At 26.3% G+C, this 23,162-nt stretch carries 17 protein-coding genes and 1 pseudogene; 8 read left to right on the forward strand and 10 right to left on the reverse strand.

Going from position 1 to position 23,162, the window contains the following annotated elements; all coding sequences use genetic code 11:
* The first annotated feature begins 223 nt into the window (after window positions 1–223).
* The 6 genes from X274_RS00005 to X274_RS00030 all read left to right on the forward strand — a co-directional run bounded on the left by X274_RS00005 (window position 224) and on the right by X274_RS00030 (window position 5,989).
* Entirely contained in the window at window positions 224–1,768 is a 1,545-nt protein-coding gene (locus X274_RS00005; RefSeq protein WP_047264955.1) for an ABC transporter ATP-binding protein, read from the forward strand.
* Entirely contained in the window at window positions 1,743–2,819 is a 1,077-nt protein-coding gene (locus X274_RS00010; protein WP_047264748.1) for an ABC transporter permease, read from the forward strand. Before X274_RS00005 ends, X274_RS00010 begins: the two co-directional genes overlap by 26 nt.
* Window positions 2,816–3,766 carry an ABC transporter permease gene (locus X274_RS00015; RefSeq protein WP_047264749.1) on the forward strand — a complete coding sequence of 317 codons (951 nt, stop codon included), beginning with the start codon at window positions 2,816–2,818 and terminating at the stop codon, window positions 3,764–3,766. The genes X274_RS00010 and X274_RS00015 overlap by 4 nt, the downstream gene beginning before the upstream one ends.
* 152 nt (window positions 3,767–3,918) lie before the next feature.
* Window positions 3,919–5,031, forward strand: a complete 1,113-nt coding sequence (locus X274_RS00020; RefSeq protein WP_047264750.1) for an MFS transporter — start codon at window positions 3,919–3,921, stop codon at window positions 5,029–5,031.
* Window positions 5,032–5,106: 75 nt separating this feature from the next.
* On the forward strand, window positions 5,107–5,637 hold the full coding sequence (locus X274_RS00025) for a folate family ECF transporter S component (protein WP_047264751.1): 531 nt from the start codon (window positions 5,107–5,109) through the stop codon (window positions 5,635–5,637).
* Window positions 5,638–5,650: 13 nt separating this feature from the next.
* Window positions 5,651–5,989, forward strand: coding sequence for a hypothetical protein (locus X274_RS00030; RefSeq protein ID WP_047264752.1), 339 nt, complete (start codon window positions 5,651–5,653; stop codon window positions 5,987–5,989).
* 15 nt (window positions 5,990–6,004) lie between these two features.
* Here the strand turns inward: X274_RS00030 and X274_RS00035 are convergent, their stop codons facing one another.
* Window positions 6,005–7,042 carry a DUF362 domain-containing protein gene (locus X274_RS00035; protein WP_084822569.1) on the reverse strand — a complete coding sequence of 346 codons (1,038 nt, stop codon included), beginning with the start codon at window positions 7,040–7,042 and terminating at the stop codon, window positions 6,005–6,007.
* 4 nt (window positions 7,043–7,046) lie between these two features.
* Window positions 7,047–7,943: an alpha/beta hydrolase gene (locus X274_RS00040; RefSeq protein WP_047264753.1), complete on the reverse strand. Its 897-nt coding sequence runs from the start codon at window positions 7,941–7,943 to the stop codon at window positions 7,047–7,049.
* 137 nt (window positions 7,944–8,080) lie between these two features.
* Between X274_RS00040 and X274_RS00045 the strand changes: the two genes are divergently transcribed.
* Both X274_RS00045 and X274_RS00050 read left to right on the forward strand, forming a co-directional pair.
* On the forward strand, window positions 8,081–8,713 hold the full coding sequence (locus tag X274_RS00045; RefSeq protein ID WP_047264754.1) for a deoxynucleoside kinase: 633 nt from the start codon (window positions 8,081–8,083) through the stop codon (window positions 8,711–8,713).
* On the forward strand, window positions 8,701–9,327 hold the full coding sequence (locus X274_RS00050; RefSeq protein ID WP_047264755.1) for a deoxynucleoside kinase: 627 nt from the start codon (window positions 8,701–8,703) through the stop codon (window positions 9,325–9,327). The genes X274_RS00045 and X274_RS00050 overlap by 13 nt, the downstream gene beginning before the upstream one ends.
* A gap of 40 nt (window positions 9,328–9,367) precedes the next feature.
* Here X274_RS00050 and msrA read toward each other — a convergent pair whose 3' ends face one another.
* From msrA to X274_RS00090, 8 genes and pseudogenes are all read right to left on the reverse strand, one after another.
* Entirely contained in the window at window positions 9,368–9,868 is a 501-nt protein-coding gene (gene msrA, locus X274_RS00055; protein WP_047264756.1) for a peptide-methionine (S)-S-oxide reductase MsrA, read from the reverse strand.
* Window positions 9,869–10,046: 178 nt separating this feature from the next.
* A pseudogene (locus tag X274_RS00060) lies at window positions 10,047–10,328 on the reverse strand (ATP-binding protein); the annotation flags it as partial.
* Between the two features lie 197 nt (window positions 10,329–10,525).
* Window positions 10,526–13,600: a restriction endonuclease gene (locus X274_RS00065; protein ID WP_047264758.1), complete on the reverse strand. Its 3,075-nt coding sequence runs from the start codon at window positions 13,598–13,600 to the stop codon at window positions 10,526–10,528.
* Window positions 13,601–13,633: 33 nt separating this feature from the next.
* Complete coding sequence (locus tag X274_RS00070; RefSeq protein ID WP_047264759.1) at window positions 13,634–15,082, reverse strand: RNA-binding domain-containing protein; 1,449 nt, start codon at window positions 15,080–15,082, stop codon at window positions 13,634–13,636.
* A 12-nt stretch (window positions 15,083–15,094) separates the two neighbouring features.
* Complete coding sequence (locus tag X274_RS00075) at window positions 15,095–17,278, reverse strand: site-specific DNA-methyltransferase (protein ID WP_047264760.1); 2,184 nt, start codon at window positions 17,276–17,278, stop codon at window positions 15,095–15,097.
* 27 nt (window positions 17,279–17,305) lie between these two features.
* Window positions 17,306–17,944 carry a DUF4391 domain-containing protein gene (locus X274_RS00080; RefSeq protein WP_047264761.1) on the reverse strand — a complete coding sequence of 213 codons (639 nt, stop codon included), beginning with the start codon at window positions 17,942–17,944 and terminating at the stop codon, window positions 17,306–17,308.
* Between the two features lie 14 nt (window positions 17,945–17,958).
* Window positions 17,959–21,207: a helicase-related protein gene (locus X274_RS00085; protein WP_197073292.1), complete on the reverse strand. Its 3,249-nt coding sequence runs from the start codon at window positions 21,205–21,207 to the stop codon at window positions 17,959–17,961.
* Window positions 21,208–21,432: 225 nt separating this feature from the next.
* Window positions 21,433–22,977 (reverse strand): ATP-binding protein, encoded by a 1,545-nt coding sequence (locus X274_RS00090; RefSeq protein WP_047264762.1) that lies wholly within the window; start codon window positions 22,975–22,977, stop codon window positions 21,433–21,435.
* Window positions 22,978–23,162: the final 185 nt, after the last annotated feature.

Here is a 23,162-nt window from a genome sequence, read left to right on the forward strand (position 1 = left end):
CGATATTTACAAATTATTAATGAAATGTCAAAAATTAATATTAGTAGGATCAAAAAAACAGAGAAATAAATATGTTTATAAGGATAATTCATTAAATTAATTATATGAAAATAAATTAATAAAAACGTTATCTCTTTTCGCTTTGCGAAAACGAAAATGTTAGGAGGTGTAAAAGTTGAGTATAGATTTATCTTCTATAGATAAAAGGGAATATGCGGTAATTATGAAAGATATAGTAAAGCGTTTCCCGAAAGTTCTGGCAAATGATCATGTTAATTTTCTTGTTAAAAAGGGAGAAGTTCACTCAATTATCGGAGAAAATGGTGCTGGTAAATCAACTTTAATGAATCAATTGTATGGATTATACACACCAACATCCGGAGATATTTACATTCTTGGTGAAAAGAAAGTTTTTAAAGGTCCAGGTGATGCTATAAGGTCAGGTATTGGTATGGTGCATCAGCATTTTATGTTAGTCGATACCTTGACAGTTGCTGAAAATATTGTTTTAGGTTCTGAACCTAAAAGTGGAATGATTTTTGATTTAAAAAAGGCAAGAAAAGAAGTTAAAGAGCTTTCTGAAAAATATGGTTTGTTTGTAGATGTTGATGCAAAAATAGAGGATATACCGGTTGGTATGCAGCAAAGGGTAGAAATATTAAAAACAATATATAGAGGTGCTGAAATACTTATTTTAGATGAACCTACAGCTGTATTAACTCCACAGGAAACAGAGGAATTATTTGGAATAATAAGAAAATTAAAAGAAGATGGAAAAACCATTATATTTATATCACATAAATTACACGAAGTTATGGAAATAAGTGACAATATAACCGTTATGCGATTAGGTAAAGTAACAGGTAACGTTGCTGCAAAAGATACAAATGCCAGAGAGCTTGCCAATATGATGGTTGGTAGAGAAGTTGTGTTGAGAATAGAAAAGCAAGAAAAAGAACCTGGTGAAGTTGCTGTTGAAGTTGAAAACTTATGGGTAAAAGATAACAGAAATTTAGAAGCAGTTAGAGGTATAAGTTTTAAAATAAGAAAAGGTGAAGTGTTAGGAGTTGCAGGTGTTGCTGGTAATGGGCAAACAGAATTAGTTGAGGCATTAACAGGTTTAAGAAAAATAGAAAAAGGAAAATATTTGTATAAAGGTGAAGATGTTTCTAAAAAAACTGTTAGAGAATTAAGAGAAAGAAACATAGGTCATATTCCTGAAGATAGATACAAATATGCTATGGTAAAAGAATTTCCAAACTATTATAATTTAATTTTAGGAAAGCATTATGAAGAACCTTTCGCAAAAAATGGCTTTTTGAATCACGATATAATAAATAAAAATGCGGAAATTTTAATAAAAAGGTTTGATGTTAGACCACCTGATGGAACAATACCAACGGGGAATTTATCAGGAGGTAATCAACAAAAGGTTGTTATTGCAAGGGAAGTTAGTTTTAATCCGGAATTTATTGTTATTGCTCAGCCTACAAGAGGTCTTGATGTTGGTGCCATTGAATATGTTCATAAAGAAATATTAAATTTAAGAGAAAAAGATGTAGCTATACTATTAGTTTCTATGGAACTTGAAGAAGTATTATCTTTATCAGATAGAATAATAGTAATGTATGAAGGAGAAATAATGGGAGAAGTTAAACCAAATGAAGTAACAATAGAAGAACTCGGTTTAATGATGGCAGGACATAAAATTGAAGATATAAAAATTGAAGAAAAGCTGGCACATGGAGGGGATTCAATTGAAAATTAAACTCTCAAAGAAAACAATGAGTATTTTAGTTCCAATAACATCTGTAATAATAGCCTTATTTATAGCAGCAATCGTAATTTTATTAATAGGTAAAAATCCTTTAAGCGCTTATTGGGTTATGTTGCAGGGAGCTTTTGGAGGAAAGGCTGCATGGGCTGCAAATATTTCTAAAATGATGTCGCTTGTATTAACAGGATTAGCGGTTGGCTTTGGTTTCAGGGCCGGTATATTTAATATTGGTGCAGAAGGACAATTGATGATGGGGGCAATATTTGCCACATTTGTGGGTATAAATCTTGGTAATGTTTCTCCAGTTTTTGCAATTCCGATTACTATGTTAGCTGGTATATTGGGGGGAGCATTTTGGGCTTCAATTGCTGGTTATTTGAAAGCAGCTACAGGAGCACATGAAGTTATTACAACTATAATGCTCAACTGGATAGCTGTTTATTTAACAAATTATTTTGTTGTAGGACCATTGGCAGTTGGTCAAGGAGTTCCAAAATCACCAGAAATTGCTCAAAGTGCACAACTTCCACCATTAATGACAGTTCAGGCAAATACTTTACCTTCAGGAATTATTGTTTCTATTATAGCGGCAATATTAGTTTATATCTTATTAGAAAAAACAACAACAGGTTATGAGGTAAAAGCTGTTGGTTTTAATCCTTATGCAGCTGAAGCTGGAGCTATATCTTTAAGTAAAAATATAGTTTTGACTATGGCTATTAGTGGAGCTTTAGCAGGTTTAGCAGGTTCTCTTGAAGTTATGGCAATACATCATAGAATTTTTGGAGATTTTAGTGGAGGTAAAGGGTTTGACGGAATTTCAATTGCATTAATAGGACAAAACAATCCTATTGGAATTATATTCGCAGCATTCTTAATTTCTTCATTAAGGACAGGTTCTAACGCAATGCAATTTGCAAAAGTTCCAGATGATATAGTTACTATAATTCAGGGTATAATTATATTCCTTGTTGCTGCTGATAGAATTGTTAGAACTCTGATAATGAAATTTGCATCTCCTAAAGGTGGTGAATCAAAGTGAATGTTTTTCAAGCTATAATCTATAGTTTATCAACACCTATTTTTTATAAATTGATGTTAATGAGTGCGACTCCTTTAATATTTGCAGGATTGGGTGGAGTTTACAGTGAAATTACTGGTGTTACAAATATTGCATTGGAAGGTATAATGAAAATAGGAGCTTTTACAGCAGTTGTTTTTACATTTTATACTGGTGATCCATGGCTAGGATTGTTGGGAGCTATAATTTCTGGTGTAATGTTAGCCTGGATGCATGCTTACGTTTCAATTAGATGGAGTGCGGATCAAATAGTTAGTGCAACTGCTTTGATACTTATTGCAGGAGGATTATCAGCATTTTTAATGGAACCAATATTTGGCCATTCAGGGCAAACTGATTTTGTTGCAAAAATTCCTAAAATAAAAATACCAGCTATTCAGGATGTTCCTTTTTTCGGACAAATTTTCGATGAAATGAGCATATTTGTATATTTAGCTTTTATAGCAGTTGCTTTGAGCTGGTTTTTAATATATAAGACACCTTTAGGATTAAGAATGCGTGCAGTTGGGGAAAATCCAAAATCTGCAGATACACTTGGTGTAAATGTTTTTGCTATTAGATATTTTGGTGTATTGATGAGTGGTGTTTTAGCAGCATTTGCAGGTGCATATTTGAGTATAGGAGAATTAGGACAATTCCAGGAAAATATGCCAAGTGGTAAAGGATTTATAGCTTTGGCTGCTATGATTCTTGGTAACTGGAATCCAGTTGGAACAATGTGGGCTGCATTGCTGTTTGGTGCATCAGATGCTTTAAATATCCAATTACAATCGATACTTGACATACCACCTGAAATGAAAGCATTGTTAAACTTATTACCATTTGTGATTACTATAATTGTTGTTAGTGGATTTGTTGGTAAAACAAGACCTCCAGCAGCAGATGGTATTCCATATGAAAAAGAATAGTTTTTTAATGTTATTTTTAATGTTAAAGGCCAATCGAATTTGATTGGCCTTTTTTTACATTTATCTTAATAAAACTGTAAATATCAAAAATAGATATTATGAAATTTTTATGATATAATTTGTTCGGAATACTAACAATAAGGAGGAGGAATATGACTTTTACAATCTCTCTTGCTCATTTTTTTGCTGATTTTTTTAATTCTTTTTTTAAACCTTTAGGGCCTTATTTTATTAATAAATTTAATATTGATAGTAGGACTTTTACAACATTAATTACACTAATTGGTGCATTTTCTTCAATTTTACAAATTTTTTTTGGTTTATATTTTGATAGAAGAAAAAGAGATGGAGTTTTTGTTGTACTCCTATTATTTATAGAAATTTTGTTAATTTCTTTAATTGGGTTTGTAAATAGCTTTTATGTATTATTGATTTTAATTTTCTTTATTAGATTATTTAATTCTGCTTTTCATCCGGTTGGTGCAAGTTTTGCTGGGAGGCAAAATAAAGGAACACATGTAGCTTGGTTTTCTGTTTTTGGAACATTTGGAGCAGCTTTAGGACCTGTTTTTATTACTACTTATGTTAAAATATTTGGAATAGACAAATTATATTATGTTGGTATTATTAGTGGAATATTATTGATATTCTTTTATAAAAAATTATGGAAATATGAAAAATTAGAAATTGCAGAAAAAAGGTTCCCTGCTTTGAAAGACGCATTAGTATTAATACCTGTATTTTTGATGGTTGCTTTAAGGGGATTTATTATGAATATTTTTCATACTTTTGTTCCGATTTATCTTAATCAAAAAGGGTCAGGATTAATAATTGGTGGTGCAACATTAACTATTGGTATGATTATTGGTATGTTTACAAATTATTATGGGACTTATTTAAGAGATAAATTTGGAATAAAATTTATTAATCTTATTGGTTTTTTAGGTATGGGAATTTCGGGGATACTTATGGTTCTTATGAACACTGAAATATTAAGAATTGTTTATTTTTCTGCTTTTGATGCTTTTGGTTTTTTGACAATGTCTGCTAATTTGGTTGAAGCACAAATTTTAATGCCTAAAAATAAAAGTTTTGCTTCATCTGTCTCAATGGGATTTGCCTGGTCAATAGGTAATTTTATTTCAAGCGGATATTCTGCAATTTTTGGAAACAATGTTGGTTTTGTACTTTTAAGTATAAGTATATTTTCAATAATTCTTGGTATATCCTATCCAATATTTTATAAAAGAAAAACTAATATATAATAGTTGAAAAATTAAAAAAACTTTGATATAATCATTTTAAGTTGTGTTATTCTCTTGGAAGAGGAGGTTATTATCTTGACAAAAACTAAGAGGCTTGTTTTAAGTTCTTTGTTTATAGTTTTAAGTATTATTTTAACAAGACTATTATCTTTTAGATTTAGTTTATTTGGCGTAGAAAGTATAAGAATTGGTTTTGGAACTTTGCCAATTATGATCTCAGCCTTTACGCTTGGACCGGGGTACGGTTTTTTAGTTGGAGCTCTTGCGGACTTTTTTGGCTATTGGATAAATCCAATGGGTCCATATGTTCCTTATTTTACTATAACTTCAGGATTATATGGGCTTTTACCTGGTTTAGTTTTCTATTATTTGTTTAAAAAAGAAGTGAAATTCTGGAATTTTGCTATATCATATTTAGCTGGAGGAATAGTTGGAATTTCAATAACACCATACCTTATTCATTCCCTTTGGGGAGTTCCGTATGCTGTATTAATACCTCCAAGAATTGCATCTTTAGCTATAAAATTCTTTTTATATCCAATGATTATATCAATGTTATATAAAAGAGTTCCACAACTCGATCAAATAACCCATTCAACCATATAATTTGGAGGTTTTTATGTTTTTTGATGATTTTGATGATTTAGATGGAATAGAAGAGTTTGATGAATTATTTGAAAAAATGAATAAAATAGAACAGCAATGTCCTGTATGTGTTCAATGTGGATACTGCTGTAAGCATACACCATGTTATTATGGAAAATGGAATGAAGAAAAAAACCAATGTGAATATTTAACAGAAGATAATAAGTGTAGTAAATATGAAGAAATTATTGAATATGAAAATAGCATAAATTTGAAAGTTAAAATGTTTGGAAGCGGCTGTTGCTTAAATTATTTAAATCCTGTTAGATTGAATAAGCTTAAAACTCTTAATGAAAACAATGAGTCAATTTAATTGACTCATTGTTTTTTATTTTAATTTTCTTATTAATTTTATTGCGTCCTGAGGACACACCTCATGACAAACATAGCATCTGATACACTTTGAATAATCAATAAATTTATCATTGTCAATATCAATTGCTTCTGCAGGACATCTAGTTTCACATAATTTACATTCTACACATTTATTTTTATTTATTTTAGGAACTCTTTCGAAAATTCTTACTAAATTGGTTACAGTTTCAAAAATTGGTGCTGTCAAAGGTAATTTTATTCGTTCTCCTTCCCAATTTGATTCTATCTCGTAATGAGGGATCAAACCTCTCTTCATGGCTTCTTTTATAATATATACATACTTTTCTTTTATATTTAAAGATTTAATAATAGCATGATCAAGAGCATAAGCATTCTCCGAAACACCTAAAACATTAAAATATTTTTGAACACCATTTGCTGGGCCATTACCTTCCATTCCTAATATACCATCCAGAATATTCAATGTGGGTTTTACTATATTATGTATATCTATTATAACATTAGCAAAATTAGTATTTGTTTTAGCTCTAAAATGCCATGCGGATTTTTCTTTTCCAACAACACAACCAAATGTATTTTTCACTGCTAAAGTCATAATCATTTGTACATGCGTTTTTAATTTTGCTATATTTACAATCTTATCTGCTTCCAAAACTTTTTTAGATATCATAATTCCTTTAAAATTTTCGCCATCAATTTCTACTGGACTATCCAATTCCACAATAGGAACATCTAATTTTTTACAAACGTCATATATTCCATTTGCTTTAACAGCTTCCAGAGCAGTTCCAGTTGCAGGGCTATCTCCCAAATAAGGTTTTGTTCCAATATCAATTAAAAATTTTAATATAACCTCGACTATTTTGGGATGAGTTGTTATACCACTTTCAACACTTTTGGGAGATAACAAATTTGGTTTAACTAAAACTTTATCACCCTCACTAAATCTATCTTCATACTTTTTTAAAATAGGAATTAATACATCTTCTGCATTATCATAACTAACACATTTTTTTAAATATACTTTCATATAATCACCTCTTGAAAAAGTCTAAAGTTTTTCTCAATATATACCTTTTAAATAAATAAGAAGTCAAATGACCACTTGGAATAGAATATAATTTCTTTCTAACATTAATTGCATTATATAAATCCATTGTGGAATTTTTAGGAATAAATATATCAAACAAAGCTTTGAACATGATTGTTGGTGCCTTAACAAATTTTGCAAAAGTTAAAGGATCATATTCAAAACATGCAATTGGTGCCTTATCTAAATCCACTTCAGGATTATCCAATTTTTTTAAATAAATTGGATAATCATTTTGATGATATAACCTACACTTCTCGGGATTACATTCTTTATTTTCTTCATATTGAACTCTCAATACACCAGTTACAAAACTTTTCCATGTAATATGATAAAAATTTCCTCCTGTAACTGCCAGAGATAATCCTTTTATATCTTGTCTTAATGATGAGGCTATTGTTGAGACCATCCCTCCAAAACTAAATCCCATTAAATATAATTCGCTATTAAACTTTTCTTTTAAATAATTTAGTGTTGTAAGTATATCTACTACAGAATGTTCAAATCGAGCTCTTAAAACATAATTATTCGTTGTTGATAAAAACATTTCTCCACTTTTATAACCTGATGGGGTTCTGTCAAAATGATAAGGTAAAATCATTAGTGCACTATTATAACCATTTTTTGCAAAGTTTTCTGGAAACCATTTTAAATATTTTAAATTTTTTGTACCCAAACCATGAATAAAAAGAAGTGTTCTATCAGATTGTGCATTGTAAGTATACACAAATATTTTAGAAGATTCTGAATATTTGCAAGGATAATTTGATTTTAATAACGTTAAATCATTAGTTTCTTTTAATATTATTGGATTATTACTATAGTTTTTTGCAAATATCATATTACACCTCACTATTAATAGTGTTTGTGATTTAAATAACTACTATATGTGGTAATTTTAAAGAAAAATATAAAAAGATTAAATAATTTTCATATATAATGGTACTACTAATATCATATCACAAATAGGGGGAAAAAATGAAAAAAATAGCAGAATATTTTAAAGGAAAATCTGTAAGAATAAATATTGAAGGAAATATTGGAAGTGGAAAAACTACTCTAGCTAATGCTTTATTTTACAAACTCAATGCTGATGAATTAATTTTAGAAGAATTTGAAAATAATCCTTATTTACCGCTATTATATAAAAACGAGGATGTTGGTTTTCAAACAGAAATGTTTTTTTTAGTATCAAGATACAAACAATATCAAAAAAATAATTATTCTAATCTTGTGATCTCTGATTATGATATGTTGAAAAATAAGATATTTGCTGATATCACTATAACGAATAAAAAAGAAAAGGAAAAATTTTTTAAAATTTATGAGATTCTTACTCAAGATATCAGAAAACCAGAAGTTTTAATATATATTGATACTGATGTCGATACTATTGTGGAACGTATAAAAAGAAGAAATAGGGATATGGAAAAAGTCATTGCAAGAGAATATCTTGAATTAGTGGATAATGGCTACAAAAATTATTTTTCAAATGAGAAAGATTTTTTATATATTAATGGAAATACATTTAATGTATTTGATGAAAAACAATTAAAACATTTATTAGAAAGAATAATTGAATATCTGGAGGGGAAATTATGGGTAAAATGATAGTTTTAGCAGGAAATGTAGGAGCGGGCAAATCAACTTTTACCAGAGTATTATCAGAAAGATTAGGATTCACACCCTATTATGAATCTGTAAATGATAATCCTTTTTTGGAAGATTTTTATCAGGATCAAAAAAAATGGTCTTATCACCTACAAACATTTTTTTTATTTCACAGGTTTAATAGTATAAAACAAATAATAGATTCTAAAGATAATGCTATATTAGATAGATCCATATATGAAGATGCTGAGATTTTTGCAAAAAATTTATATAACAATGGAAAAATGAGCGAAAGAGAATATCAAACATATAGACAGATTTTTTATACAATGCTTGAATTTTTAAAAAAGCCTGATTTATTAATATATATAAAAACAAGCGTAGATACTGTTGTTAAAAGAATAAAAAAAAGAGGGCGCGAAATGGAAATGCAAGTACCTATAGAATACTGGAAACAGCTTGATGACCTTTATATGGAATGGATAAATAATTATAATCAGTCAAAAATATATGTTGTTGATGGTGATACGATTGATATCGTCGAAAATCCGGAATATATAGATAAAATCGTTGAAGATATTTCAGAAATATTAGAATTAGAAAATGTAAAATAGCCAAACGGCTATTTTACATTTTAAGTGAAATTGCTTTTATTTATAATTTAAAATTTATCCAAACTTCTCTCTTATAATGGCAGTAAGGTTGTTTTCCGGTTTTATCATAATAATCCTGATGATAATCTTCCGCTAAATAAAATTCTTTTGCTGGTTCAATTGACGTTGCAACAGTAAATTTTTCCGACAAAGTTTTTTTTAATTCTTCTGCTATTTTTTTCTGCTTTTCATTTGTATAAAATATAACACTTCTATATTGAGTTCCAATATCAGGACCTTGCCTATTATATTCTGTGAAATCATGAATTTCAAAAAAATACTTAATTAAATCCTTTTCTGAGATTAAATCTTTATCAAAGATTATTTCGACTGTTTCAGCATGTCCAGTTCTGCCTGTACAAACATCTTCATATGTTGGATTTTCATAATTTCCACCCATATATCCAACATTGGTTTCTAAAACTCCATTTAATTTTTTGAATAAATGTTCAACTCCCCAAAAACATCCAGCTGCAAAATATATTTTATCTACTTTACTCACAAAATCATCTCCTTCTGAAAAAGTATCTAATACTTTTATTATATCATAATAAAAACAAAAATATTAGAATAAATGTCATTCCATAATTGGAACGACATTTATATTTTTAATTTTATATAACTTTTTCAACAATATAATCATCAATATTTCTCTTTTCAGAATTGATATTTACTCCTATTAAATATATTTCATTTTCAAATCCTATCTTTTCTATTCCCTTAAATGTTAAATACCCAGCCTGTGCAAAAAATATATTCGCATTGGCATCTTCTATTTCTCTTGTTGAGAAATCCATTGCATTTACTGTCGTTTTTACGAGTTCCTCATATTCTATTTTTTTTCCTTTTATGTAATTGTATAAGAATGATGGAGATCCGCTTTCAAACCAATAATTTTTAAATCTTTTCTCATCAAAAAATTTCAATACTGAAAAGGGATTATATACGTAATGTTCTCCATCATTTGTAATTCTGTATTCCTATTGGTAATTTTTTCATCTAATCGCCTCCGTATACATATATACATCCATTCTAATTATACTTCTACTTTTTTTCGTATTCATACACCAGTAATACATTAACACACTTCTTTAGGAACTGATGCAATACTGCTCTTTTCCAAAATTTCTTTTTTGTATATTGTAAAACAACATTCTTTTTATTTAACAATTTTCATTAAGGCATCGTAATTATCTACTACATCATACTTGATTTTCTTATCCTCAAAAATACTATTTAAAACTTCAAAATGCTTTTTTGCATATTCTATTTTTAACCTTTCTTTTTCTCTAATCTCCATACTATCCAAACTACCCTTAGTTTCAGCAATAAAATATATATTTTTTTCATCACCGTTTTGTATAACTATTGCCCAGTCAGGATTATAATTTCCAACAGGTGTTTCTATTTTAAAATCACTTGGTAATTTTGCATATACTTTTATTTCCGTTCCAATTTCAAGGCCACTTTCAGCAAATTTTCTCTCTATTCTTGAATCAAATTTCAAATAATTATATATATGCTTTTCCACTTTTATTACATTTTCATCCAATTTCCCCTCAAATTTTTTTATAGTAAAAATACTATTATCATAAGTTTCTTCTGTCAAATTGTATTTTATATTTTCAATTAATGTTGTACCTATTTCATTATTTATCAAATTAGAAACTTTTAATATAAACTCTTCAGGATTTAACTTAAACATATCAAATTTTTCTCTGCTTATTCCTTGTAAAATTTTTATTATGGTTTTCCTGAGTAATTTTGTATTTTTTGAAATTTCACCAATTAAATCATACTTAATTTCACCATAATCAACTGCTAAATTTTCATATTTAACTTTTTCTGTTTTTAAAGTTTCACCTTTTTCTAAGTCATACTTTTCAAATTTATCAATTTGTTCCCCTTCAACAATTTTTACTTTTATAGGAGTTATTTTTAAATTTTTATTTATTGATTCAATGCTCTTTTGTATTAATTCATCAGTGTTAAAGTCAACTTCATAAATAGTCTTTTTATTTATTAAATTCCATAACTCTTTAAATTTTTCAAATTTTTCTTTGTCTGGTTCAAAATTTTCTATTTTAATATTTTTTTCTTTTTCATTTTCAGTAATTTTGAATGTTCTATCTTCATAAACTTTCTTCATAAATTTAGCGATATCTTTTTTTATATCCTTAAATTTCTCAGAAAGATTAAATTTCCCATTTTCAAAATCCTCGATAAATTTATCAGTTATTTCATCTTTGTCATTTAGATAACCATTGTTTACTAAGTCTGCATATAATAATGATGCATCTTGTTTTTTGAGTTTTACTTTTCTCCCATCTTCATTTATAAATTCTCTCTTTTCAAAAACTTCTAATGGTAAAGAGGTTATCCTATCTTTTAGTGATTCCAAAATTTCGTTTTGTAATTGCTTAGCAAAATTTTCATATGACTCATTTGCAATTATAGTTAAATGATTTATATCAAAAAATTCTTCTTCTAACTTTTTACTATCCATTCTTTCCCCATTTTGATTAACACAAATTCTCAAACCTCTACCTATTTCCTGCCTTTTGCTTATTTCTGAATGGGTATGCCTTAAAGTACATATTTGAAATACATTAGGATTATCCCAACCTTCTCTTAATGCAGAATGTGAAAATATAAACCTTGTTGGTTCTTCAAAAGACAGTAATCTTTCTTTATCTTTCATTATTAAATCATAAGCGGATATATCATCACTTTCTTTTTCTTTTCCTTTAGCTTTCGAATCAACAAATCTTCCTTTTTTATCAATTGAAAAATATCCATTATGAACATTTTTTGCATCATGAGTTTCTAAATATTGCCTATATTCTGCATCTAAAAATACATCTTTTAAAATTTCATTTTTTATTTTTTCATACTCTTCTTCAAAAAAAGAAGCATATTCTCCTTTTAATTCATTACCTGTATCACCATATTTCCTGTATTTTGAAACTTCATCTATAAAAAATAAGCTTAAAACTTTTATTCCTTTTTTAAATAATTCTTTTTCTTTTTCAAAATGTCTTTTTATAGTTTCTCTTATTTGCACTCTTCTAATAGCATTTTCATTTGCTTCAGAACCATAGACATCTCCTGTTTTTAGTTCTATTCCATTTAAAAATCTTATTTTATTTTCCAATCCATCTATTGTTTCTACAACAAAACCTTCTTTATACTGTGTTAATTCTCCGCTGAGTTCATATAAATTATCCCCATTTTTTACCTTTATTTCTTTTCTTTTTATTCCACTTTTTCCTTTTGTTTCAATTTCAATATAAGCTTCCGGATAATGTTTTTTACTTATATTTATTCTGTCTAAATATATATAGCTATCAGTTCCTGTAGTTCCAACCTGTTCTATACCGATAACTCCTATTTTTTTTACAAGCTTTTCATTATAAGCATCAATAGCATCGAGTTTATAAATTTTATTGTATTCTTTTTTGTGAGTTGCAGAGTATCTTAATATAAAAAGCGGAGTAAATTCCTTAAATTTCTTCTCGGCATTTCCAAATTTTTGAGGCTCATCTATAATCAAAATAGGATTTGCTCTTTTTATTAAATCTATTGGTTTTTGAGAATTAATACTATCCAATTCTTGATATATTATTCTTGCATTTAAACTATTTTTATTTATGTTAAATGCCTGATGATTCATTATAATAACTTCAATATCTGGAGTGTCTGCAAAATGCTTTATATTGATTAAATTACTTTTATTTTTAGTATCGTATATAAAAAATCTTATTTTCTTTTTATAATCTTCAAAAAAATGATCTTTTGTTATTTCTAATGATTTATATACACCTTCTCTTATGGCAATTGAGGGAACCATAATAATAAACTTATTCCAACCATAATGTTTATTTAGCTCAAACATAGTTTTTGTGTAAACATAAGTTTTACCTGTACCTGTTTCCATTTCTATACTAAAATTTAAAATGTCATCTAATTTTTTAAGTGTTTTATCAACTCTTAATCCATTTTCTTTTTGAATTTCCTGTAAATTTTTTAATATTTCTTCTTCGGTTATCACTAATTTATTATTTGAAAAAATTGATATATCTTCCCATTCTTTTACTTGATTTATTAATTCATTGCTTTTTAAAATTCTATCCACTAATGATTTATTTAATTTATTTGGCTGTCCCTTAAATAAATTAACAACAGACATAGCTGCTTTTTCTTGATAATCAAGATGAGTAAATTTTAATTTCATTATCTATACCTCCGCTATAAGACAATATAATGACTATGATTTTTCATTTTCTTCGTTGTTTTTAATTTTTAAAATATAAAAACTACCTTTTGTCTTTCCTATTTTTTCCAAAACACCTTTTTTAGTTAAATTTTTAAGAATTTCTCTTGCTCTTGCAGATTTTACATTTAATATGTTTTCTACAATTTTCAAGTTAATTTTCTTATTTTTAATCACAAAATTATAAATTTTTTCTTCCTGGTTTGTTAAATCTATTTTTTCGCTGGTTTTTCGCTGGTTTTTCGCTGGTTTTTCGCTGGTTTTTCGCTGGTTTTTCGCTGGTTTTTCGACACTACTTAATATTTTTTTGTTTCCTTCAAATTTTGGCCTATGAAAAACAACATTCACAAAATTACCGCTCTCTTTTATTTCAAATTTAATATTCTTTTCTTTACATAACTTTTTAATTTTCTCAATGCCACTACCCCATGTTTCTACATACTTTAATTCTCTAAAGAGATTTGCCAAAATTTTATTTCTTATTTCACTTCTACCATTCATAACTTCTTCTATTGTTAATCCATTTGGGAACCCACCAGGTGAAGCAATTTCAACAATATCATCATAAACCGCAATTTTAATATCACTATTTCTTAAATAATTTCTATGAATTACTGCATTTATTAAAACCTCTCTAAGAGCTAAAATTGGAATTTCAAGATCTTCTTTTAATTGCAAGCCCTTAACTTCTGCATTTAAATTAAGATGATTCTGTAAAAATTTAATTGAATTTTCTAGATTATAAAATAAACTTTTATCAAACTCTTTTTTATCTATAAAAATTTCTTTTGTAACGCCTTTAAATCTTGCACATTTTATCATTGTATTATCAAATTTACCAAGTGCAATTAAAAGGGCATTTGTTGGCAAATCCTTACCATTTACTTTTTTTATAAGTTTTAAATTTCTTAATTTATCGTAATCACATTTTTTACCTATCTTTTTAAATTCATCATAAATTATATTTAAATCAATATCTTTAATATCAGTTTCAAAATTTATTTCTTCATCAAAACTTTTATTAAATCTCTGTCTTTGAAGTTCGACTATCATTTCTTCATCTGCAACCCTATTTGTTGAACCTATTCTTACATAGGTTCCTTTTAATTTCCCTTTACTCTTAAGATAATAAGGAAGTAATGAACCACGAAAAATTTCTATAACCAAAACAACTTTTCCTTCAATATTTTGAGCATAAATTTCTGGTAAAATTGTCGGATAACATAAATCATTTATAATTGAAGAAATTTTTTCTTCATATTCAAATATTTTATCTTCTTCAATTCCAATTATTTCTTTATTATCCTTAACTCCAATTATTAATTTACCCCCACTCGTATTACTAAAAGCTACAACCGTTTTAGCAATAGTTTCACTTGATGGAATTTTTTCCTTTAATTCAAGTTTTTTGTTTTCACCTTTTCTTATTTCATCTAAAATCATTTTTATCACCATCTATAGAACAACGATATCATTATCATTTATATTTGGCAATGCTTTTTTTAATTGTTCTTCAATATTAAAACGATTAGCATCTTTTTTAAATGCTGTTTCTCTGAATACAATCCTTAATGGATTGCGTTTAATTATTTCATTTATTATTTCTTCATTGATACTTTCACCAAAATATGCTGCTAATAAATTATCTTCTACAAAAAATATTTTCTTTTCCTTTATTTCTTTTTCTTCTATTTTTAAATTTAATTCTAATCCCAAATCAAGTATTACTTGAGTTAATAAATCCTCATCATTTCTATCCTCTTTTATATTTGTTTCGAATAATGTTAATTGCTGTTGTGTTAATTCAGAAGGATTATAATATATTTCTTTCATATTTGAAGTATCTACTTTATATACTCTAAAACCTATATCTAAGTTTTTTATGTGCTCTATTTTTTCTTCTAATTCTTTGATTTTAATTTCAATTTCTTCAACCTTTGTTTGAGTTTCATCACTAAAAAGTTTGTTTTTTAATTTTTCAATTTCCTTTTTTTGCTTTTCAAGTTCTTTTTCATATTTTTCTAAATAGTCTTTTTTTATTTTCTTTCCAGCTCTTCTAATTCTTTCTTTTCCTATTTCAGCAATAGTTGGAGTTTCAATCCCAAGTTCATCTTTTACAAAGTCATAGGCTGTTTTATTTTTTTCTGGATCAATTGGTTCTGGTAATTGAACCATTATAAATTGTCTGTTTCCTCCATCTTCAGCATTTAATTCCATTACTGCATGTGCTGTTGTGGCAGAGCCGGAGAAGAAATCGAGGATTAAATCATTTGTGGAAACAATTGATTTTATATATTTTTTTAGTATAGCAGTATTTTTGGGGTTTTCAAATATTTTCTTATTAAACAATTGATTTAATTCTTTTATTCCAGATGAACTGGCAATATTATCTATAAAACTTTTAAAAGGCTTCTTTTTCATTATTTTTATATAGAATTTATCATCTTTACTATAAATTAATTTTTCGTTTACGAATTCTTTTTTTAAAATAGAATAACCATTTTTTGTTTTTTTTATTAAAATCTTATTTTTTTCAAAATTAAATTTATCCAACGCCCAAGTCCAACACCCAAGTCCAACACCCTTTTTGGGAGGTCTAATTACAATATACCCTTTTTCTATTAGGTCTTGTCTTGTTTTATAAACTTTCTTTTCATCATTACTTACTTTTGCCAATTTTTTATCATAATCATCAATAGCAAAAAAATCTCCATTTTTCTCATTAAAATAAATTGAATATCCTAAATTAGGTCTTGCATTTAATAATCCTCCAGCACCGCCAGTAGTAATTCCAGCACCAATATAATAAAATAGTTCATTTTCATCTTTAAAAACTTCCTTAATTTCATATTCCGTTTTATAAATTAGAACATCATTTGTTTTCTTATATACTAATATGTATTCATGATTTTTTTCTATATTGTCAGCATCGTTTTGTGCATTTTTCTTTAACCAGACTATCTCTCCTACAAAATTCTCTTCCCCAAAAATTTCATCACAAACATGTCTTAAATTATGCACTTCATTATCATCAATACTTATAAATATAACTCCATCATCACGTAATAAATTTCTTGCAATTTTTAATCTTGGATACATCATACTTAACCAATCTGAATGATATCGCCCGTTGCTTTCTGTATTTTTAAATAATTTATTTCCCTCTTCATCTACAGCTCCAATTTCTTCTTCATATTCTTTCCTGCTTTTTTTGAAGTTGTCTTTATAAATAAAATCCTTTCCAGTATTATACGGAGGATCAATATATATCATTTTAATTTTCCCCAGATAACTTTCCTGTATTATTTTTAATGCTTCTAAATTATCCCCTTCTATGTAAATATTTTTTGTATTTTCAAAATTTACACTTTCTTCTTTTTTTGGTCTTAAAGTTTTTGTTATTGGCAGACTTGCATTTAATATAGCTTCTTTTTTGCCAACCCAATTTAAGCCATATCTTTCTCTTGAACCTTCAACTAAAAAATCCGATAATACCTGTTTTAATTTATCAAAATCTATTCCTTTTCTTATATTTCCATTTTCATCCATTATTTCTGTTATAACGTCTGGAAAAATTTCTTGCAATTTTTTTATATTTTCCTGTTGTAAATCTTTTGTTTTCATATCAAGTTTTTTCATTTTAAAACCTCCTGATGATTTTTTCTATTATTTATTATAATATTTTGCTTTTATTTCTTCAATTTTATTTTTTATCTCTTTTATTTTTTTATGTATTTCAGCTTTTCTTTTAAATTGCTTTTCATTAATCATTTTCTTTTCTAATATCGATATTTCTTTTTCAAGTTTTTCCAGTTCATTATCAATTTTAATTATCTTCTCAAAATCTAAAGATGGATTTATATTTCTTTTTATAAATTTTTTTATTATATTTTGATAGCAATTTTTTAAATCAATTCCATAAAATTCAAAATTTATATCTTCATTCCAATTTGAAAAATAGTATTTTTCAATGTTTTTTTTATTTTTTAGTGCAATGGCATAACAGTAATTATTTTCATATATAAAGTTATATAATATCACGTAGGGTATTGATTTATCTATTATTTGTAATGCTTTTTTGGGAATTTCTGCTATTTTTAGTTCAATTTCAAATATTTGAATTTCTTCTACTTCCTTAGTTTTTTTTATCCCCACAGTTTCTTCTGATAATTTATATTTCCAGGTTATTTTTTTTATTTTATCTATAAACTCTGCTTTTATTTTATTATTTATATTTGATTTTTCATAAAATTTATTTTTGGGTATAAATCTGTCAACTTTACAATTTTCTGGTAAGGATATCATTTTTTCACATCCCTTTATTTTATGACAACAAATGCAATTAACTCAAAATCTTCTAATCCCTTTATATTATTTAAAAGAGCTGTTGTTCCTCCTTCTGAAAATAAGCTATCTACTTCCTTTTCTTCTTTTACATTTAATATTGATTCTATACATTTATTAAGTAAATTTGTGTATTTTTCCATGTTCTTTCCATCATTAGTTTCTTCGTTAAATATTTGATAAACTTCTTTTATTGGCTCATCATATCCTTTTGATATAGCTCTTATAATATCAAGCGTTTTTTTCACGTTCAAATGATTTGACAATACTTCTCCATTTTCTTTTATGTATACTAAATAAAATGGGTGTAATTGATTGATTTTATCTATATTTATTTCTGTATTTATATTTTTTAATATAAAAATTACACCTTCTTCTATTCCTTTCGAAATATCTTTTTTACATACTGCATGAATACCTTTTGGTAAATCTTCCAATTTGTTATTTTTTATATAATTGATTAAATCCATCCTGAAATCATTTAATCCAAGATCGGTTATGGATATCCCAGAATTCATTTCTTCTAAATCTATAATTTCATTTTGTAATCTTTCAAGTTGTTTTTTTCTAAAAGATAGATCCACTGATTCATTTGTAAGAATGTTTTCTTCTCCTGTGGCTGACATATCTACAATATACATTCTTGCCTCAACCCTGCTTTTCAATTTGATATATTCATCAAGAGATATTTGTGGCCAGAAGTTTATAAGCTGAATATATTCATTTTTAGATCCAATTCTATCTATACGTCCAAATCTTTGAATTATGCGAGTTGGATTCCAATGTATATCATAATTAATTAAAGTATCACAATCCTGAAGATTTTGTCCTTCACTTATACAATCTGTTGCAATTAAAATATCTATTTCGGGTTTAGTATTATCTCTTCTTCCCTTTGATTTTGGAGAAAAATTTATCAGGATATTGTTGAATTCATTTCTTATAGGTAAAGTACTTCTGTTTTTATTATCTCCACTTATTTTTGCAGTTTCAAGATTATGTTTTTCTTTTACATATTTTGATATATGTTCATACAAATATTCAGCTGTATCTGAAAATGCTGTAAAAATTAATATCTTTTTATTATCTGGATTAATTGGATTTTCAATTTTATTATCTATTATTCTCTTCAGTTCATTTAATTTTGAATCATATTCAGGAGTTATCTTCTCTAACTCTTTTAAAATTTCAGTTGCTATTTTATAATCGTTTAATAAATCTTCTTCCCACTTTTCAAAATCTATATCAATTAAATTAATTTTTATTTTTCCACCAACATTAAATTCTTCATTTAAATATTCTTCATCTTCTTCAAAATCAGTATCTTTTATTTCTTTAATTTCTATTTCTCCATTGTTTTTCCCAGTTTTAAATTCTTCAATTAAATCAAGTTTGCTTTTTATATTTTCACTAAAACGTTTTAATGTAATTCTAAATGAATCTATAGAACTTTCTAAACGTTTTAAAAAAATAATTCTTACAAGTTTTTTTAAACTAATTTCACGCTCTTCTTGCCTGAACTTTAAGTTTTTCGAGATTATTGTATCGTATTTTTTTTCATAATAAGCCTTTTTAGTAGGTAATATATACATAGATGGTGCATATATTGCCAAATTAAAATAACTCAATCTTTTGTAAAGTTCTTTCATTCCCATAAAATCTGGAAGATTTGTAATTTCACTTCTTACATTTACTGGTTTCAATCTTTTTGGGAATTTTCCAAGTTTTTTTACATCATAATATCTTTCTATGTGTTTTCTGCTCCTCGCAATTGTTACTTCATCTAATAATTTGAAAAAATCAAAATGAGAATTTAACATTTTTAGAAGATTATTTCCTGTTCTTTTTTCAATTGGTAATTTACTCCATTCGTTAAATATCTGTTGAGCTCTTCTAAGGATTGTATCAATAGATTTTTCAACACCTAACTTTTCATTTATTTTATTTGTTTCTCCTTCATAAGCTAAAGCTAATTGATTTTTCAAGTCGTTAAATTTATTATTTACGGGTGTCGCTGAAAGCATTAAAACTTTTGTTTTTACTCCTTTTTTTATAACATCTTCAAGTAATTTTGTATATCGAGTTTTCTTCTCTTTTCTCGCATTATTATTTCTAAAATTATGCGATTCATCAATTACAATTAAATCATAATTACTCCAATTTATTCTTGACAAATCTTTTCCATTCGAATATCCACTTTCTCTTAAAAGGTCTGTGTGATAAAGAACATCATAATTAAATCTATCTTTTATCAATGGGTTATCTTCATAATTTCCAGTAAAGGTAAGCCAATTATTACCAAGTTTTTTTGGACATAAAACCAGGATATTTTTATTTCTTTCCTGATAATATTTAATAACTCCAAGTGCAGTAAACGTTTTACCAAGACCTACACTATCTGCCAATATACAACCATTATGTCTTTCTAATTTGTTTATAATACCAAGAACCGCATCTTTTTGAAAATCGTATAGCATATTCCATATAATAGAATCTTTAAATCCCGTTTTTTCATTAGCTAATTCATCTTCTGATACTTCCAATAAGAATTCGTTAAAAATATTATATAAAATAAAATGATATATTTTTTCTGGTGAATTTTCTTTGTATAAATTTGACAAATATTCTAACACATCATTAGTTATATCTTTTAAAATTTTTTCATCATTCCATATTTCTTCAAATTTTTTCAGATATTCTTTTGTTATTTCTTTATTGGTTATTTTATTTATAAATCCAAAAATCGTATTATCATTTTTATATCCAAAACCCGCACTGCTAAATTCATTTATTCCAATATAAAGAATATTTTTATTTTGATTATATATATTGAAATTTGGTTGTATAACTTCTTTTTTTCTATTGCTTTTAAATTTAACTTTTTTCTTTATCCAATTCTTACATTCTTTAGCTAAAGCTTTTCCTTTCATTTCATTTTTTAAATTTATTTCAAAATAAGAACCACCAATTGCTAATTTTCTTTCAATAGCATTTAATTTAAATTGTCTATGTTCTTTTTTATTGTTCTCTTCTTCAACAAAAGTTGGATCTATAAATATAAATCTCATTCTATCTATTTTGTTTAGTTGCTTTTTTAATGTTTCATAACCATAAATTGAAAAAATAGATGCAGCTATATCTATTTTATCTCCTTTTTCTATATTCTTTTTCAAATCCTCTCCAACTTTATTGACTTTATTATCAAATATCATTTGCTCATTCAAAAGAAACACCTCTTTTTTTAATTAGTGTTTTTTGTATTTCAATTTTAAACTTAGACTATATTTTTTAATATCTAACCGATACTATTTTACATAAAATTTTAACATTTACTACATTTAAATTATATCATTTTATTTTAAAAAGTCAAAAAAATTTTATCAATATAAAAACAAAAATATTATAATAAATGTCATTCCATAATTGGAACGACATTTATATTTTTAATTTTATATAACTTTTTCAACAATATAATCATCAATATTTCTCTTTTCAGAATTGATGTTAATTCCTATTAAATATATTTCATTTGCATTATCTATGTATTTTTCATAATACTTCTTTTCTTTTATTTGAGATATTGCATCAGTTGCACTTTTGTCCAGTTTTATTTCAAATATATATATTTTGTCTTCATATTCTAATACTAAATCTATTCTTCCTAAATTTGTTAATTCTTCTGCTTTTACATCTATTCCTGCTGATGCTATTATTGTGAATATTAATGAGTGATAATACTTTTCTTCTTTTTTGTGTAAGTTATACGGTATTGCACTTATTATTTTTTTTATTTCTTCTATTAATCCTTTTATGTCATTTTCTGCTATTTTTATGTATATTTCATTTACTATTTCTAATTCGTCTTCTTTTAGTCCATAGTTCGCTTCTAATATTAGTTTTGAGAATGAGTTTTTTACTTCCAGATTTGGATAGTCAAGTATATATTTTTTCACTAATCCATATCTTTTTATTCCTTTAAATGTTAAATACCCAGCCTGTGTAAAAAAGATGTTTGCATTGGCATCTTCTATTTCTCTTGTTGAGAAATCCATTGCACTTACTGTGTTTTTTACTAAGTCATCATATTCTATTTTTTTCCCTTTTATATATTCATACAAAAAGCTTGGCGATCCGCTTTCAAACCAGTAATTTTGAAATTCTTTTTTTTGAAAGAATTTTAATATTGAAAATGGATTATATACATAATGTTCTCCGTCAAATGAGAATCCATTATAATATTTTTTCATTTCTTTTAGCAATTGTTCCTTTGTGATATTAAACTTTTTTGCTGTTTGTTCTATATATTCAACAAAGTAATATTCTATTTCTTCTTGGGTATATCCAAGCATTTGCGAATAATCTGTATCAAGAGATATATCATTTAAATTATTTAATGCAGAAAATACTCCTGTTTTTGTGAATTTCGTAATCCCGGTTATAAATACAAATTTTATGTATTCATCTTTTGATTTTATTGTTACATAAAAATCTCTTAATATTTCTCTATATCTTTCTGCTTTTTCTTTATTATTTATATTATCCAATATTGGCTTTTCATATTCATCTACTAGTATTACTACTTTTTCTTTTTGGCCTAATTTTATTATTAATTCATTAAATGCAAATTTATAATCTTCTTCTGTTATTTCTATATTATTTCTCATACCTTCTTCTTTTATTATTTTCGTTAAACTTTTTTTGAATCTTTCTTCATTATCTGTTGCAACATCTAATATGTTTATCCTGATTATAGGATATTCTTTAAATTCCCATTTGTCATATATGTATGTATCTTTAAATAATTCTTTTTCTCCTTTGAATAGATAATATAATGTTGATATTGTTAAGCTCTTTCCAAATCTTCTTGGTCGGGATAAAAAATAAAACTTTCCTTCGTTTAGCATTTTATATATATACTTTGTTTTATCTACATATGTATAATTTTCTGTAATTATTTCTTTATAATCTTGTATTCCTATTGGTAATTTTTTCATCTAATCGCCTCCAGACATAAAAAAATAGCTTTTTCTTTTTTTATCATTATTTATATAAATTTTATGTTCTAAAAACAGCCACAATTAACAGTTATTTTACATGCCCTCTTATAATTCTTTAATTTATTCTTCATCTCTTAGTTTTAAAATATAATAACTGCCTTTTGTTTTTCCTCTTTTTTCCA

Source organism: Marinitoga sp. 1155, assembly GCF_001021175.1.
Taxonomy (GTDB): Bacteria; Thermotogota; Thermotogae; order Petrotogales; family Petrotogaceae; genus Marinitoga.

Bases quoted from the DNA above. Each gene is read 5' to 3' on its own strand.
- X274_RS00005 (WP_047264955.1), top strand. From the start codon at position 224: ATGAAAGATATAGTAAAGCGTTTCCCGAAAGTTCTGGCAAATGATCAT.
- X274_RS00010 (WP_047264748.1), top strand. From the start codon at position 1,743: ATGGAGGGGATTCAATTGAAAATTAAACTCTCAAAGAAAACAATGAGT.
- X274_RS00020 (WP_047264750.1), top strand. From the start codon at position 3,919: ATGACTTTTACAATCTCTCTTGCTCATTTTTTTGCTGATTTTTTTAAT.
- X274_RS00030 (WP_047264752.1), top strand. From the start codon at position 5,651: ATGTTTTTTGATGATTTTGATGATTTAGATGGAATAGAAGAGTTTGAT.
- X274_RS00035 (WP_084822569.1), bottom strand. From the start codon at position 7,042: ATGAAAGTATATTTAAAAAAATGTGTTAGTTATGATAATGCAGAAGAT.
- X274_RS00040 (WP_047264753.1), bottom strand. From the start codon at position 7,943: ATGATATTTGCAAAAAACTATAGTAATAATCCAATAATATTAAAAGAA.
- X274_RS00045 (WP_047264754.1), top strand. From the start codon at position 8,081: ATGAAAAAAATAGCAGAATATTTTAAAGGAAAATCTGTAAGAATAAAT.
- X274_RS00050 (WP_047264755.1), top strand. From the start codon at position 8,701: ATGGGTAAAATGATAGTTTTAGCAGGAAATGTAGGAGCGGGCAAATCA.
- X274_RS00065 (WP_047264758.1), bottom strand. From the start codon at position 13,600: ATGAAATTAAAATTTACTCATCTTGATTATCAAGAAAAAGCAGCTATG.
- X274_RS00070 (WP_047264759.1), bottom strand. From the start codon at position 15,082: ATGATTTTAGATGAAATAAGAAAAGGTGAAAACAAAAAACTTGAATTA.
- X274_RS00075 (WP_047264760.1), bottom strand. From the start codon at position 17,278: ATGAAAAAACTTGATATGAAAACAAAAGATTTACAACAGGAAAATATA.
- X274_RS00080 (WP_047264761.1), bottom strand. From the start codon at position 17,944: ATGATATCCTTACCAGAAAATTGTAAAGTTGACAGATTTATACCCAAA.
- X274_RS00090 (WP_047264762.1), bottom strand. From the start codon at position 22,977: ATGAAAAAATTACCAATAGGAATACAAGATTATAAAGAAATAATTACA.